Source organism: Rhodohalobacter sulfatireducens (genome assembly GCF_022012475.1).
Classification (GTDB): Bacteria; Bacteroidota; Rhodothermia; order Balneolales; family Balneolaceae; genus Rhodohalobacter; species Rhodohalobacter sulfatireducens.
In genome coordinates, this window is record NZ_JAKLWS010000024.1 from 24029 (window position 1) to 39477 (window position 15449).

13 protein-coding genes and 1 pseudogene are annotated in these 15449 nt (G+C 41.0%); 8 read left to right on the plus strand and 6 right to left on the minus strand.

Going from position 1 to position 15449, the window contains the following annotated elements:
• The first annotated feature begins 84 nt into the window (after positions 1–84).
• On the plus strand, positions 85–1698 hold the full coding sequence (locus L6773_RS15480; RefSeq protein WP_237855350.1) for a serine hydrolase domain-containing protein: 1614 nt from the start codon (positions 85–87) through the stop codon (positions 1696–1698).
• Between the two features lie 572 nt (positions 1699–2270).
• On the opposite strand, the pseudogene L6773_RS15485 reads toward L6773_RS15480, so the two are convergent.
• Positions 2271–2621 (minus strand): annotated as a pseudogene (locus L6773_RS15485) (alpha/beta fold hydrolase); the annotation flags it as partial.
• Between the two features lie 35 nt (positions 2622–2656).
• Positions 2657–3589 (minus strand): NAD(P)-dependent alcohol dehydrogenase, encoded by a 933-nt coding sequence (locus tag L6773_RS15490; RefSeq protein WP_237855352.1) that lies wholly within the window; start codon positions 3587–3589, stop codon positions 2657–2659.
• 582 nt (positions 3590–4171) lie between these two features.
• On the opposite strand from L6773_RS15490, the gene L6773_RS15495 reads away from it, so the two are divergent.
• Positions 4172–4471, plus strand: a complete 300-nt coding sequence (locus tag L6773_RS15495) for a hypothetical protein (protein ID WP_237855353.1) — start codon at positions 4172–4174, stop codon at positions 4469–4471.
• A gap of 234 nt (positions 4472–4705) precedes the next feature.
• On the opposite strand, the gene L6773_RS15500 is transcribed toward L6773_RS15495, so the two are convergent.
• From L6773_RS15500 to L6773_RS15510, 3 genes are read right to left on the minus strand one after another with little or no spacing between them, the layout of a single operon-like run.
• Entirely contained in the window at positions 4706–5395 is a 690-nt protein-coding gene (locus L6773_RS15500; protein WP_237855354.1) for a hypothetical protein, read from the minus strand.
• A 3-nt stretch (positions 5396–5398) separates the two neighbouring features.
• Positions 5399–5914, minus strand: coding sequence for an RNA polymerase sigma factor (locus L6773_RS15505; RefSeq protein WP_237855355.1), 516 nt, complete (start codon positions 5912–5914; stop codon positions 5399–5401).
• Positions 5914–6981, minus strand: coding sequence for an alpha/beta hydrolase (locus L6773_RS15510; protein WP_237855356.1), 1068 nt, complete (start codon positions 6979–6981; stop codon positions 5914–5916). Before L6773_RS15510 ends, L6773_RS15505 begins: the two co-directional genes overlap by 1 nt.
• Positions 6982–7355: 374 nt before the next feature.
• Between L6773_RS15510 and L6773_RS15515 the strand changes: the two genes are divergently transcribed.
• From L6773_RS15515 to L6773_RS15530, 4 genes are all read left to right on the plus strand, one after another.
• Complete coding sequence (locus L6773_RS15515) at positions 7356–9170, plus strand: helix-turn-helix domain-containing protein (RefSeq protein WP_237855357.1); 1815 nt, start codon at positions 7356–7358, stop codon at positions 9168–9170.
• Between the two features lie 236 nt (positions 9171–9406).
• Positions 9407–10423: an AraC family transcriptional regulator gene (locus tag L6773_RS15520; RefSeq protein ID WP_237855358.1), complete on the plus strand. Its 1017-nt coding sequence runs from the start codon at positions 9407–9409 to the stop codon at positions 10421–10423.
• Between the two features lie 74 nt (positions 10424–10497).
• Positions 10498–10989 (plus strand): anthrone oxygenase family protein, encoded by a 492-nt coding sequence (locus L6773_RS15525; RefSeq protein ID WP_237855359.1) that lies wholly within the window; start codon positions 10498–10500, stop codon positions 10987–10989.
• A gap of 41 nt (positions 10990–11030) precedes the next feature.
• Complete coding sequence (locus L6773_RS15530) at positions 11031–11873, plus strand: NmrA family NAD(P)-binding protein (RefSeq protein ID WP_237855360.1); 843 nt, start codon at positions 11031–11033, stop codon at positions 11871–11873.
• Between the two features lie 683 nt (positions 11874–12556).
• Here L6773_RS15530 and L6773_RS15535 read toward each other — a convergent pair.
• The gene (locus L6773_RS15535) at positions 12557–13546 is read right to left on the minus strand and encodes an NAD(P)-dependent alcohol dehydrogenase (RefSeq protein ID WP_237855361.1); all 990 of its coding nucleotides are present in this window, start codon (positions 13544–13546) and stop codon (positions 12557–12559) included.
• A 327-nt stretch (positions 13547–13873) separates the two neighbouring features.
• Between L6773_RS15535 and L6773_RS15540 the strand changes: the two genes are divergently transcribed.
• Entirely contained in the window at positions 13874–14740 is an 867-nt protein-coding gene (locus tag L6773_RS15540) for an SDR family oxidoreductase (protein ID WP_237855362.1), read from the plus strand.
• Between the two features lie 14 nt (positions 14741–14754).
• On the plus strand, positions 14755–15339 hold the full coding sequence (locus L6773_RS15545) for a porin family protein (protein WP_237855363.1): 585 nt from the start codon (positions 14755–14757) through the stop codon (positions 15337–15339).
• Positions 15340–15449: the final 110 nt, after the last annotated feature.

The window sequence follows — 15449 nt, forward strand, 5'->3', positions numbered from 1 at the left end:
ATTTTTCTGATACTACTTGTCCTTTCTTGTCAGAATGGGGCATCGCAATGGAAGGGGTCTGTCCTGACACAACCCAGAGAGCACTTGACAGTTGAAGAATTGCTAGTAGGTAAAGAACAGCCTTTTATAGATATGAGTTATTTTGCAAAACCCGAATGGGCGAAGAATGCAAAAGATTCATTTTCCGGCACTATTACCCTTCATATCACCGAATTGAATTACCCCAAGGAAAAAGAATATTATCCGGGAGAGAATATTTTTCCGGAATTGCATTTAGACTTCGTTTCACATAACGGAGAACTGATTCCATTAATCAAAGAAAAAATCAGTACAAGGAATCAGCTTAGCAGCTACTGGGATGTTATGGTTGGAACGGGGAAACTGTGGTATGAAGAAAATGATGGTGAATGGAGTCGTGCTTCGTTCCCTCTTACCTTAACAGATAGATGGATTGGCACAGCCAGAAATTGTGTAGCAACATTTGTTTATAAACCGGAATCGATAAGCAATGTTTGTTTACAATGCAGTCAAGAGACCGCAGATATTGATGATAAAGGAATTGCCAATATCAATGGCATATTATCTGCTAATTTTCAAGCAAAGCAATTCGCCGATTCAATTCAAATAATTGAACAACATAATCTATCTGAGTCACGAAGACTACCAATGCATCCTCTAAGTGAAATTGATTTAAATAATGAAGTTGCTGACTACTTTGAGAAAATGATATTTACAAATGCACCAACAAGTTTGGGTGCTTTTTTAATGGATAGTACACTTTACTTACATCCACCTAAAACCCGCCATGGGTTGTATCCCTATCCGAGTGAAATGCGTCATGGTTTATATTCCGTTACCAAAAGTATGGCTGGAGCTTTAGCATTGATGTATTTTGAAGAACGTTACGAACAAGATGTTTTCAATGAACTTGTCTCGGATTATGTACCAGCACTAGCTGACCATGTGGGTTGGAGGGATGTGACCTTTTCTCAAACACTCAACATGGTTACAGGTACTGATGGAGGCGAAGACGCAGCACGCCTTTTAAATACATTAATCATTGCAGAAACAGCAGAAGAAGCCATAAATAACATTGCTAAACTCGGTGATTTATTAGAATCGCCCGGCCAAAAATTCCATTATGCTACTACGAATCTCTTTGTATTGTCTTATGCCCTGCAGAAATATGTAGAAGAAAAAGAAGGTGCTAATGTCAATTATTGGGATTTGGTGCATGAGCATGTACTTGTTCCTATTGGTGCAGAGTATTTCACTGTGCTGCATACCATCGAAGAAGATGAAAATGAAGCAATTCCAATTTTAGGTTATGGTGCATTACCAACCATTGACGAAGCAGCCAAAATAGCTTTGTTGTTTGCTAATGAAGGGCGCTTTCAGGGAATACAAATCTTGCATAAAGAAAGGGTAAAGGAAGTTTTTGCGGAAACAGATTGGAATGGATATCACACCAACAATGATTTTCGAGGGTCGAACTATCAACACGCATTTTGGTCAAAAGAAATAAAGACAGAGGAATGTAAAATACGAGCTACTTATATGTTAGGATTTGGAGAAAACTATGTAGTGTTCCTACCTAGTAAAGTAATTATTTTTAGGTTTTTAGATGAGCATGATTTGGATATTGATAAGCTGATAATATCTGTAGAAAACCTTAAATCTTCATGTCAACAGGAATAAAAAAATACGCTATATAACAATAGCTAAAACGGCAAAAGGCTTCAATCGTCGACTTCTGCGTTTAACCTGCTACTTATTCGGTTTGTAAACTAAAGCTTTATGAACGAAAAATTCGTCAATTACTTCTCTAAAATATCGCCTCTTTCAAGTGAAGAGTCAGAAGCGATTCTCTGAAAGTATGCAAACAAAGACATTCAAAAAGGACAGCTTTCCGTCAATACCTATTTTATTCAAGAGGGATGTCTTAGAGAGTATATCCTAACTGGAGGTGAAAAAAAAAACCACCCATTTCTTCACCGAGGAACAATGGGCGATTTCATTGAACAGTTTTTTCCAAAATAATGCTGCAAAATACAATTAGGTTTGTGTGAAGGATACCACGGTGGTTGTATGAGATAAACGGCAAGGCCAGACCTTTTCAAGCAATTTCCGAGATTTGAAACAATTTCCCGAAACATCATGGAAGCTGCCTTTGCAGAGCAAAGAGAAGCATTAACTTCCTACTATACTGACTCAACTGAACAGCGATATCTTAAGCTGCTAAAATCAAGACCCGAACTTGTGAAGCGAATACCCCAATCATGGCCTACAAAGGTGACATCTTTGTATCCATAGTGATCGAGAATTGCTGCTCGATCACCGGTCAAGTGTTCAATATCATAATCGATTACTTCGGAAGGACGAGAAGAGTTACCATATCTGCTCTGATTTTGGACAATGACATGATAACCCGCTGCGGCAAGAGTTGGCACCTGGTAACGCCAGGGAAAAGCATGTTCCGGAAAGCCGTGGCAGAGTACGATAGGGTTACCTAAATTTTCCAGACCTGCTTCAAAGACTTCGAGTTCCACACCGGTGACTGAAAAAAGAGTAGGCTTGGGAAAATCGGTTGGGTTAAATTTGGTATTAGTTACATTTGTCATTTGTACGTGTTTTAAAGAGTATTAATAAGACAAGACTAAACAGTAATAATCACATTTCCTCTTTTATGCCCTTTCTCAACATAAGCGTGAGCTTCGGCCATTTTTTCCAAAGGATAAACACGATCTATCAATGGTCTGATCTTCCCTTGTTCTGTTAAACTTTTCAGGTGTAGAAAAGCACTTTTTGGCGTCAAAGGTGTTCCATGATCAATTGATATGTATTTACCCTTTGGAGTAAGTGCTTTTTTACTTTTTTCTTTAATGACTGAAGATTTTGATTTGCCAACAGCGTCTATTACATATTTATAAGTTTTTAAATGTAACTCAGCGTCATGCGCAGTGTAATCAATCATAGTATCACTACCTAAAGACTTGACTAATTCAAAGTTCCGGTTACTGCACACGCTGGTGACATTAGCTCCTGCAAGTTTCGCCAACTGTATTGCCATTGTTCCTATACTTCCGGAAGCTCCATAAATTAGAACGTTGTCACCATTGTTAATGTCAATCTTATTCAGCAAATGTGCTGCGAGTAATCCGCCATAAGGGATGGTTGCTGCCTCATTATGGCTAATATTTGTAGGCTTAAGGGCAATGTTCCAGTCTTCTGGCAGGCATATATATTCTGCGTAGGAACCAAAATGACGCTTTAATGGTGAGACCGAACCATATGCAAAAACTTCGTCTCCGATATTGAATGAATGAACATTCTTCCCTTTATCTTCAACAACACCGGAAGACACCATTCCTAAAATTGGATTTCTTGGCCTTCCAAAACCGAATATGAGTTGAAGTATAAATTTTTGAATAGGTGGTTCATTCAATCTGCGAATAAGAACATCACTTGCAGTAACTGAGGTCGCATGTATCTTAATAAGCACTTCATCATCTTTTGGTGCTGGCATTTCGATTTCAGTTAACACTAAATTTTCAGGCCCACCGTACTTTAAACATTTAACTGCTTTCATAATTCTTATTATTTGTTCTGTCAGCAAAATTGGCTTTAGTAAACTTCACTTTCATTGACTTGGGTTAAGAAGTGAACTATAATATCTGAGGATATACAACTGATACGGTTACAAAAAGAAGTAATGAAACGATTGACTAAATTCATAAACAGCAATATTTCAGGTCATAGCTGTCCAAAACGTTTCTAAAGTTGGAAAGAATCTTTGTTTTTCGAATGTATGATCAGATTTGGTGTAATTTTCAAAATTGAACCCCTGCTTGAACAAACCGGGAACTGTCTCAGACTCTACGTCTTCTGATTTCAAAATAAATGTTTTGGACAGATATGATTTCAGGTATAAAAGTTTTGGCCTTTTCATATTAACCAATGTAGTATACGTGTTTATGCTAACGGTTACGATTCCCAAAACAATGGGATTCTCGAATGGAATGAAATTGTTAGAAATGGTGCCAACTGGTTATGACCTGGATTATGTTAGCGAATTATTCAACTCGCTTGGAGAAATTGGGCGTGAGACTTATTTAACGAACCAGATACCTGTGGATATGATTTATCCGCTACTTTTCGGGCTGACTTACTGTTGGCTATTGGCATATTTTCAAAAAAATTAAACAAGCTCCACTATCCATTTACGTATCTATGTATTGTACCAATTATTGCGGGAATAGCCGATTATTTGGAGAATTTTGGAATTATCGCAATGCTAATAAGCTATCCTGATTTGACAGAGATTTCAGTAAAAACAACCAGCACCTTTTCCCTGATAAAAAGTCTTTCAACAACTGCTTTTTTTGTTGTCCTGATTATCGTTTTAGTGTCACTTGTATTAAAAACCGTAAACAGAAGAAAAGCAAGGGCTCTAAAGGTATGGATTACATAGCCACCCACTGGAATGGCTACGACACCATACAGTAACCATTCCCCCCCTCATTCTTATAATATAATCGCCATATAACCTATATATGGTCTCTTATACGAACAGGCCCTGGCATTATCCGGAAAAATATCCTTCACCTAAACAGTTCCGATGTTCTTCTCAAGGGATGTATCACAGATTGATTGTAGAAGCTTATATAAGTGAATGACATTAAAAAACCAACAGGTCTGCAAAGTTTTAGAAACTTCGAGGTTCTTTCTCGCGCTTTGGATCCTTTTCAAACTCATCAATCTCATTAAGAAACCCCAGCGCCTCATTCAGCTGGCTCCCGCTGCCCTGAAGCAGCCAGTTCAGCCACTTTTTATCGGCATTCTTTGGGTTCAGTTTTCGATGCATCCACCATGCTACGGGAATTAGCAGTCCGCTAAGGATAAAATTCCAGGACAGAGCTGAAATATCGGTTATAGCGATGAAATCTATCCCGAACAGAACTTCTGAAATCCAAACCACGAAAGCCATGTAAAAAGGCAACATCCAAACAGCAATTCGAAGATTTTTTATAATTGCGGTTTTGATGCTCATCAACCTTTTCTGTAGTTGTAAAACCGGCATCGAATAATCGATGGTGAGAATCAGTTGAAGCTGGTGAATGGCACTCGCGCTTGCAATGAACGACCAGCCCGCAAGAATTCCACCGGCGATCACATAATTCCAATTCTCCCAATGGGTTGCGCAAAAATGCATAAAGTATGCTCCTGCTAACAAGTAGAATGTAATCGTGATGGCTTGCTGCCAGACAAGGCTTTTCAATTTGTTTTGCGCCCGGTCCAGGTTCACCTTTCTCAAAAGCTCAAGGTTGAGCCGGTTACTCTTTTCCAGTTTATCCTCAAGCCGGTTCCAGGTTTGCTGTAAATTTGAAAGATCCATTTTTTACTCTGTTTTAAAGTGTTCTTTTAATTTATTTTTGATCCGGTAGATTTTGGTCCCCACGTTACTTTCCGAGAGATCCAACACCTCCGCAATGTCTTCGTGACTATTACCGTCTAAATACATAATCATTACCGCCCGGTTTAACTCATCCAGGTTTTGAATAAAATGGCGCAGTTGAGCGACTTCCCGATCCATCGTCTCTTCATTTTCTTCTGTCTTGATTTGAATAATGTTTTCAGGCATCGGGCTGATGTATTTCTTCCTCGTTTTAGACTTCCGGTAGAACGAAATCGACACGTTTAACGCCACCCTGTACATCCATGTAGTTACTTTAGATTGATGATCGAATCGCTCGTATCCTTCCAAAAAATGATACATGATTTCCTGTACGAGATCTTCCTGGTCATTCGGATCGTTGCAGTAACTGTTCACCACTTTGTAGATGATCCCCTTATTCTCCTCAATAATTTGAATGAGATCATCTACTCGGTTTTTATCTCGTCCCCTGCCGGTCATTAGTTCAAGTTGTTTAATTCAGCCCATTCTTTGATTTTTATCATCGCATCTTCGCTGTGGCGTATCCCGTTGTGTGTGGCGCCTTCAACAATTAACAGTTCACCCTCTGAATACTGCTCCATAACCGGTTGAAATTTGGCGGCTTCCATCACTTCATCTTCAGTTCCTACGATAATTAAGAGAGGTTTGTTGACCGCCCTCAGGCCATCCCTGTAATCAGCCGGAGCGTTACTCACATTACTCCGATGACTATACTTCGTAACCGGGCTGTTTTCCGGGAGATTAAAAAAGAGAACATTCAGTGAGTCAAACTCGTGATTTCCCACAGAGTTTAGCATCGACAATCCTATGATTCTTTCGATATGCAGTTTTAAAAAAGGTTCTTTTGATTCATCAGGGTCAGCCGGTGCCGTTCTCATCGTGGGATTCGTGTGGCCCAGTGTCGGAGCTGTTAAGAGGTAACCATCTACTTCCGGAAAGTCGTCTCTCATTGCATATCGAAGAGAAATTCCGCCGCCCATAGAGTGACCGGCAATGATGATTTTATGATCCGGTTTTTCCTTCTTGATGTGGGTCACCACGTCAGCCAGATCGTCTTCATACTGGCCGATATAATCCACATCACCCGGACGACCACCGGATTGACCATGTCCCCGAATATCCATGGCGTAGACTTCAGCCCCGGTCGCTTCCCGCAAGAGCCCTGACAGTTTATTGAACAGGTAACTATCACCCAAAACGCCGTGAGATAAAAGAATCGTTGTATTTGATTCCGAAGAAAAATGACGGGTGAATAATGTTTCGCCATCACTCGCCTCAAAAAAAGCTTCCTCAAATGAATTTGGCTGCTCAAACCCAAGATCTGCAAATGCTTTGGGATCCATCGTAGTGGCCGGTGGGTTCTCAAATTCAGGTTCCGGTGAGTGAATCAACGCGAGTGCTTCCTGAACGATGCTTGCACTATCTTTTGGCATCTCCATTTGCCCGAAAGCGTATTGTGAAAAGATAAGGTTTGATGCTAAGATCAGCAGTGCAGTGATGGTTTGAAGTCTGATTATTTCTTTCATGATTTCGTGTTTTTATAAGATTCATTTACCTAATAAGTCGCACGTTCATCAAAAAAATCACAGAATATTATTTCGGCAGTGAATGATAAAGTGAGTTCAACATAAGAATATGTAGTGGAGTGTCCCTCCGCCAGCTGGCGGAGGGCAATAGGGGATGTAAATAACATTTTCTGCAATCAAAACTTCATGCCCAACTTCAAATTATTACTTGGTCATCCCCCCTGCTCTCTTTGTTCGCTTTCCCCCTTCAAAGGGGGATTTCTAAAAGCTTTGTATTACATCGAAATCGAATTGTAATTTTCTAACAGCAGATTGGCTTCAAAACCCGATTATAACTATACTGATTGCGGGTTTAAACTGCTTTATCTTATTTCATGAATCAAAAATCCATCGCTGTCCTTCCTTTTGTGAATATGAGTTCCGATCCCGAGAACGAGTATTTTAGTGATGGAATTACAGAGGAGATCATCAATGCCCTCACCGGGATCCGTGAGCTCAAAGTAACAGCACGTACTTCATCCTTTGCTTTTAAAAACCGACAAGTGGATGTTCGGCATGTAGGAAACCAATTGGGTGTTTCCACCGTACTGGAAGGTAGCATTCGCAGATTAAACGACCGTGTTCGAATTTCAACTCAGCTGATCCGAACAGACGACGGCTTTCATATCTGGTCTGAAAAGTACGACCGTAATCTTGTGGATATTTTTGAACTCCAGGATGAAATCAGCCTAGAAATTGCAGAACAGATCAGGGAAAATTTTGGCCACCTGGAAATAAAAGAACGCCTTGTGGATGCTCCGACCGATAATATTGAAGCATATAATCTTTATCTGAAGGCCCGCTATAATCACCTGAGATGGGACGCCGAGGGTATTGAAAACGGGATGAAATATTATGACCAGTGTATCTCCATGGCCCCAAATTTTTCATGGCCTTATTTCGGAGCCGGGTACTGCCATTCGATGTTCGGTTCATGGACACCGAATAAAGAATCATTAGATTATGCAGAAGAATATATTGAGAATGGATTTCAATTGGATAGCTCATCCTTCCTGGGGCACTACAGCAGAGCCACACTCCAGTTTTGGGGACGTTGGGATTTCACTCACGGACATGATTCTTACAAGAGATCAATGGCGTTGAATCCGTCATACACGGAAGCAGAGGAAGGACTGGCGGAACTTTATACTGCCATTGGTAATTTTGACCGTGCGATGGAACATGCACAACATATTCTCGCGCTCGACCCCCTTTCTAAAAATCATCACTATACCATTGCAAACATATATTACCTGACGGGGCGTCCAGAAAGAGCTCTTGAATTCTTGGAAGCCGGTCTCAAGATCGATCCAAACTTCACTCATCTCATTGAGTTGACGCAGCTTTGCCTGATTGAATTAAAAGAAGAAGGAAAGCTGAATGATTTTCTAAACCAGAATCATTTGGCTGAAAATAAACGAGCCTCAACAACCCTTTATCAACTGATCCATCAGCCTGAAAAAAATGGATCCTACAATTTCCTAAATGATGACGAACGTGTGAGGTTGATTCCATGGTCCATGTTCCTTCATACCCATTTGGGGAATCAAAAAGAAGCCATGGGGTTCCTAGACAATGCTGTAACAAATAAGGAAGGGCAGTATATGAACTTCAAAAGTATGCCTTTATTGGAGCCGCTTCGAAATAATCATCGCTACCATCAATTAGTTCAAACTACATTTCATCCATCTCTATTGCCAAACACTGAAGCAGAGAATGATTCTTCACAAAAGGAGCCTAAATTTTCAATGAATACAGAAATAACTGAGTCAACTTCAGAGGAATCGAATTCTTTGATGGAGGAAGTTGAAATTGAACAAGCTCTAAATCTTCTTGATCATCTGATGAATGGAGAGAAGAAATTTCTCGATACTGCTATTTCACTTCGTTATTTAGCTGAAAATTTGAATATCCATCCAAATAAGCTTTCGTGGCTCCTTAACGATCGCCTTTCGATGAATTTCAATGATTACATTAACAGCTTCCGCCTCGAAACATTTCAGGAAAAAGTGTTGGATCCGGCCCATAAAAACTACACGCTTTTGGGTCTCGCATTTGAAAGCGGATTTAACTCAAAATCAGCCTTCAATGATTATTTCAAAAAGAAAACCGGAACCACACCGAGAAAGTGGTTGAAACAGAATAAGTAGTTAAATGGCATAACTTAAACTCAGTTCGAGATAAGAGTTTGTTAAGGATTGTCCCCCTTTTGAAGGGGGCAATGGGGGAAGAAAAGTCGTTAATTCAAAGCTTAACGATGAATATTTGAGTTAAATCTTAGATCAGAGTGTCATCCCCCTGGGCTCTTATGAGCCGCTTCCCCCTTCGAAGGGGGATTTTTTAGACTCATTTATGTATCTCGAACTCACTTCAATTTAAAAAATTTATGAGTTTTGTTTTAAAAAGCATATTCAAAAAAGTTGTGGATCAGGCTGAAAGAGAAGGCTTGCCACCTGAAGCCGTTTCTCATTTGGGAATTGAGGACATTCTTAAAAATGAGTCTAAATATGCTCCTACTGTTCCTTTCTTTGAACTCTATGAGATCATCGATCAGTACCTGGACCCCGGGTTTTCCATTCGGGTGGGACAATTAATGGTGCTTGACGATTATGACGTTCTTGGGCTTGCCTGGAAAACCTGCCTATCTCCGAGAGATATGTTTAAAAGATGCGACCGGTTCTTCATCCTCATGACGGATACACAACTCTACAAGGTTCAGGATGAAGGAGAAACCGGAAGCATTACCATCTACAGAGATGCACCGAGACGGGGAATTGAAATCTCAAATGAATCTTCGATTGTAGCCACTTTAACAGTCATCCATAAAATAACCGGAGTTGATATTCGTCCCCTTAAAGTTTCATTCGTTCATAATGCACCTGAAAATATAGCTCTGTATGAAGATTACTTCTCATGCGAAGTTCAGTTTGGTCAGAAGTATAACAGGCTTGTCTTTAGATCTGAGGATCTGGATACAAAATCGTTGAAAGCGGATCAAAGTATCAATCATTTCATGATGGAGCGCCTGCAGGAAAAGGCTGAAGGGATTGAAGTCAGTGCCAATAAACTGTTGAACGACACCCAAAATATTATCAAAGACGCATTACCCAGCGGTATTCCATTTGCAGCAGAGATCGGCAGACATCTTGGAATGAGTACCCGAACACTCAGCCGTCGGCTTTCAGAAAAGGGAACTACATACAGGCAACTGGTACAAGATACCCAACAAGAGATCAGTACTGAACTCCTCAAAAATACCTCAGAAACAATCAGTGAGATCGCCTTTCAAACCGGCTTTTCTGAACAGAGTGCCTTCAACAGGGCTTTTAAACGATGGACGGGCCAATCGCCACTGGAATATCGGAAAAGCTCAAAATCCACCACTTTTGGCTTGAACGGGTAAACCTTTGGCAGCTTCTGTCAAGTAAGTACACTCCTGTAATTCGATATTGCCTCTGAACTTAAATACAGAGGAATATGGAAATCACACTTAAAATCATCGTCTTATACATCGCAATCCTATTAACCGGATTGTCAGCCGGACTCTTCTATGCATGGCAGGTTTCGGTGATTCCAGGTACAAAACTAACGCAGGATTCGACCTACATCGAAACGATGCAGAAGATCAACCGGGCGATCATCAATCCACCATTCATGCTGATATTCCTGGGATCTCTTCTCATCCAGATCCTGAGTGTTATTCTTTACTGGAACACCGAAATGTCCCTATGGTTGATTCTTTCAGCTACCCTGGTGTATGGTGCAGGTACGATCATTGTAACCGGATTGGGAAATGTACCGCTGAATGACGCTCTGGATGAATTGCACCTGGATGATCTGAGGCAAGATGAGATATCTAAAGAGCGACATGATTATGAAGTACCGTGGAATCGGCTGCACCTCATTCGTACCGCTTTTGCCGTGCTTTCTTTTATGCTGCTTCTGGCTGCTGCATTCAGCACCTCTTAATCCAAAAATTACATCTAAACTCAAACTAAAATCATAAATTAATGGAAAACAATTATTTAGTTATCGGAGGAACCGGTAAAACCGGGCGTAAAGTCGTATCAAATTTAAAGGAAAAGGGATTTAACGTTCGGGTCGGATCCAGAAGTGCCACTCCCCCTTTTCAATGGGAAGATCCTTCAAGCTGGAGTCAAGTACTTGAAGGTATCGACAGAATGTATATCGTCTTTTATCCCGACCTGGCCGTTCCGGGAGCATATGAAGCTATCCAGAGACTTGTTGAGGTTGCAAAAACTGCCGGAGTTAAGAAAGCCGTACTGCTTTCAGGAAAAGGAGAAAGAGAAGCTGAACGCTGCGAACAACTTATTGTAAATTCGGGATTAGATTATACGCTGGTGCGAGCTTCCTGGTTCAACCAAAATTTCAGTGAAAGCTTCTTTCTTGATCCGATAAAATCCGGCGATGTGGCTTTGCCTATGCCTGAAGCAAAAATTCCATTCGTTGATACCGGTGACATTGCTGATGTGGTTACCGTCGTCCTGACTGATGAAAAACACAACGGACAAACCTATGAAGTAACCGGCCCCAGAAAGCTGACCTTCGGCGAGGTGGTTCAGGAAATTTCGAATGCTACTGGAAAACCCATCAAATTTCAACCGGTTGCTCTGGATGATTATACCGAAGGAATGAAAAAGGCCGGGCTATCTCTCGACTACATCTGGCTTTTTGAATATCTCTTTAAAGAGGTCCTCGGAAATCCTAATAACCAGGTAGTAAGTAACGATATTGAAAAAGTATTGGGGCGAAAAGCGAAAGACTTCTCTGAATTTGCTGCTGAAACAGCTGAGGCGGGAGTATGGGATCAGACTGTTTCTCAAATAGCATAATGTCGATTCGAAGTTACCCTGTCACTTCAAAATAAAATCTAAAACTAAGTTACCCTGCACGGCAAGTGCAGGGATTTAAATTCTGAACTGGTATTAAATTGAAAAATATCACTCATGAAAAATTTAAAATTATAAGCATGCTGCAATTCGTTAAATAATCGTTTATATCCTGGGAATTTTAGCATTTGTTGGTTCATTCTTTATTCCGATAATGTATGACCCTGAACTTCAGGCCAATATAGTTTTGATGGCAGCGATCATACCGGCCGCATTCCTGGGAGCTCATATCTATTACAAAAGAGGGCATAGTACCAGTGGCTTTGCTTAAGCTCTTGCAATGTTCTCAGGTGCAATAAACCTTGATTCAATTATTACTGTCCCGGTCTTTATCATTCCCAATGGGGGTACTCACCTTTCATTCTTTGGAGATCCCGGTTTCTGGCTTATTGGTTTTGAATATATAGCTATGGTTGGAGTATACCGGCAATTTAAAGTGGTTAGAGGCATACACGTTCGACAAAAATAATATTCCGCTGAAGGAATTTTTGATACTTACCAAAACAACTGAATCATGATTAAGGGATCATTAATATGGCTAGGATGGCCCAATCAAAGTTTTAAAAAGAAATCCAAGAATTAGAAATTCATTACATCAGTTAATCCTGAAAAAACCGGAAGTTGAATTAGACATCATGATTCAGAACTACATTTCCAATCTTATCTCCGGTTAATACATATTGGAAAGCTTCTTTTATATCGACGAATGAATACCTGCGGTCAATTACCGGATCAAACGAGCCATCCTGGATTCGGGCTAGGATATACTCTAAACTCTCCGTGATATTATATGGAACAGGGAATTTTACCTTTTTCCCGTTTTTAAAAAATCCGAGAAGTGCTAAGACAGGATTCTGTGCTTTCGGCCCTAATTCAGAGGAGATATACACCCCATGTTCGGTTAGCAGGGGTTTACACCTGCCAAATGTACTCTTGCCAACTGCATCAAAGACAAAATCATACTTCACACGATCTTCGGTAAAATCCTGCTTATCAAAACAGATAACCCGATCTGCTCCCAGTGATTTGATCAACTCATATTGATGAGATGGACAAACAGCCGTAACAGCCGCCCCATGATATTTCAGAAATTGCAAACCCGCTGAACCAATGGCACCGGTCGCTCCATTCAGCAGTACTTTCTTCCCCTTTAAATTCTCCATTCTCTTGATAAAGTTGTAAGCATAATGTGCTCCCTCAAATGCCGCAGCAGCTTTTTCAAACGATAAGGAATCGGGAATATTTATGACTCCTCCTTTTTCCTTTATAAGCATACACTCTGCGTGAGATGAAACTCCATTATCTCCAAATCCACCAACGCGATCACCCTTTTTAAATCGTGAAACATCTTTCCCGGTTTCCACCACCGTGCCGGCAAAATCGGAACCGGTAACGGGATTTCTTGGTCGTTTGAACCCGGCAACTAAACGCATTATTGCCGGTTCACCTGTTAAATAAGCACAATCGGTTCTGTTTACTGTTGATGCATGAATCCGTATCAGCAATTCATCATTCTTGGGGGTTGGTATCTCTTTATCCACAAACTGAATCGCTTCTTCTTTACCGTATTCCGGGTGTTCAGCAACTTTCATTGAATTCAATGTTACTTTGTTCATTCTGGTATCTTTATCGTGTTAAATAGTCATCAGACGTAATTTGGTAACGTTTTTCAAGCGATTCGTCCAGATTTTTAAAAAATTGTATGAATGAGATTACGCACTTTTTATAAAATAAGTTGAATCGAGCATTGATTCTTTACGCGAATAAAAGAGAAACAAAGATGCTTAGCCATCGAAAGTAGCTTTTTCAATTTTATTAATTACTCATCCCCTCCAACCTCAAAACGTCCGGGATCTCACGAAGAGGTCCTAAATCATAATCCCGGACGATAACGAACGCCAGCTTCCACATCTTTGGTGCAGAAACTTAAATAAAACTGCATCATGGAAAACATTTTACTCGCAGGAGCAACCGGATACTTAGGAAGACGGATTGTCAGGGAATTGACGGTTTGGGGAATTCCAACTGCGGCGATAGCGCGAAACCCTGAAAAATTGAGCGATGCTGATCCTGAAATAATCAGGGTACTCAAAGCTGAAGTTACTCAACCGGAAACCTTAGTAGGAATCTGCGACGGAATAGATACGGTAATTTCTACTTTAGGTATTACACACCAACAGGATGGTTTTAGCTACATGAATGTAGATTACCAGGCCAACCTGAATCTGCTCCGCGAAGCCCAACAAGCTGAGGTTCGAAAATTTATCTACATCTCGGTGATTGATGGCGACAAGCTTAGACACCTCGCCATCTCAACCGCCAAAGAAATGTTTATGGATGAACTGAAAGCCTCCGGTCTGGAGTACACAGTTATACGGCCCAATGGCTTCTATTCTGATATGCGGCAGTTTCTGAAGATGGCTCAAAAAGGAAAGATTTATCTCTTCGGGAATGGTGAATATAAGCTGAATCCCATTCATGGGGCCGATCTCGCAGAGGTTTGTGTTCGGGCCATTTCTCAAAAAACGAAAGAGATCACGGTAGGCGGACCGGACATCCTTACCCATAATGAAATTGCCGAAATGGCCTTCTCTGCATGGGGCAAAACACCAAGTATCACTTATCTGCCGGACTGGACTCGACGTGCCATTATTACCGGAGCAAAGTTTTTTTCTACATCAAAAAGGTACGGAGCCCTTGAATTTTTACTGACAATGATGGGCCGCGACAATATGGCTCCTCGCCACGGATCTCACAGGCTGCAGGATTTTTACAAGCGTGAAATAAACAACATCAAAACCAATAACTAATAGATAATAATACAATGAGACAAGCAATAACAACAATTAAACAGGTAATCATAGCAATTATTCTCATGCTTTCGAGCATGCAGGCAATAGCACAAGACAATCAAATCGAACCCAACCGCAAAGGATTTGTCATTGGCGTAAGTGCCGGTGCAGGATATCTTTCGATTGAGGGGGACGCGGCACCCAGCACATTTGAAGATGGCGGCCTCCCGTTTCCTAACCTTAAGATCGGCTGGATGATTAATCCAAAAACCGCGCTGCTGCTTAGCATACCCGGTATGGGATATGAGATTGACGGCGTGGACCGAAGTTTCGACTCGGTAGTACCCTCCATTCAATACTGGCTGCGGCCTAAGTGGTGGGTAAATGTCGGCTTTGGCCTTGGAATGGATTCCGTTGCGTTCTACGAAGATGACCACGGACAGGACAAACTGAACGTGGGCCCTGCCGGGATGATCAGTACCGGTTTCGAGATCTACAAACGAGGCAAATTTACAATCGACCTGCAGGGTACCATTCACGCAGGCCAAATGTACACGGGCGGAGATCATTACGATGCCGGTGCACTCTTGGCGGGTGTGGGCTTCAACTTCTATTGATCTATACAAATCAAATGAATACTAACCACCAAAATTTAAATAGCGGGGGAATTCATTGAATCCTTCGCTTTTCAAATAGAATCAAACCAACTTTCATAAATTATCGTGAG

Bases quoted from the DNA above. Each gene is read 5' to 3' on its own strand.
- L6773_RS15490 (WP_237855352.1), bottom strand. From the start codon at position 3,589: ATGAAAGCAGTTAAATGTTTAAAGTACGGTGGGCCTGAAAATTTAGTG.
- L6773_RS15500 (WP_237855354.1), bottom strand. From the start codon at position 5,395: ATGGATCTTTCAAATTTACAGCAAACCTGGAACCGGCTTGAGGATAAA.
- L6773_RS15505 (WP_237855355.1), bottom strand. From the start codon at position 5,914: ATGACCGGCAGGGGACGAGATAAAAACCGAGTAGATGATCTCATTCAA.
- L6773_RS15510 (WP_237855356.1), bottom strand. From the start codon at position 6,981: ATGAAAGAAATAATCAGACTTCAAACCATCACTGCACTGCTGATCTTA.
- L6773_RS15515 (WP_237855357.1), top strand. From the start codon at position 7,356: ATGAATCAAAAATCCATCGCTGTCCTTCCTTTTGTGAATATGAGTTCC.
- L6773_RS15520 (WP_237855358.1), top strand. From the start codon at position 9,407: ATGAGTTTTGTTTTAAAAAGCATATTCAAAAAAGTTGTGGATCAGGCT.
- L6773_RS15525 (WP_237855359.1), top strand. From the start codon at position 10,498: ATGGAAATCACACTTAAAATCATCGTCTTATACATCGCAATCCTATTA.
- L6773_RS15530 (WP_237855360.1), top strand. From the start codon at position 11,031: ATGGAAAACAATTATTTAGTTATCGGAGGAACCGGTAAAACCGGGCGT.
- L6773_RS15535 (WP_237855361.1), bottom strand. From the start codon at position 13,546: ATGAACAAAGTAACATTGAATTCAATGAAAGTTGCTGAACACCCGGAA.
- L6773_RS15540 (WP_237855362.1), top strand. From the start codon at position 13,874: ATGGAAAACATTTTACTCGCAGGAGCAACCGGATACTTAGGAAGACGG.
- L6773_RS15545 (WP_237855363.1), top strand. From the start codon at position 14,755: ATGAGACAAGCAATAACAACAATTAAACAGGTAATCATAGCAATTATT.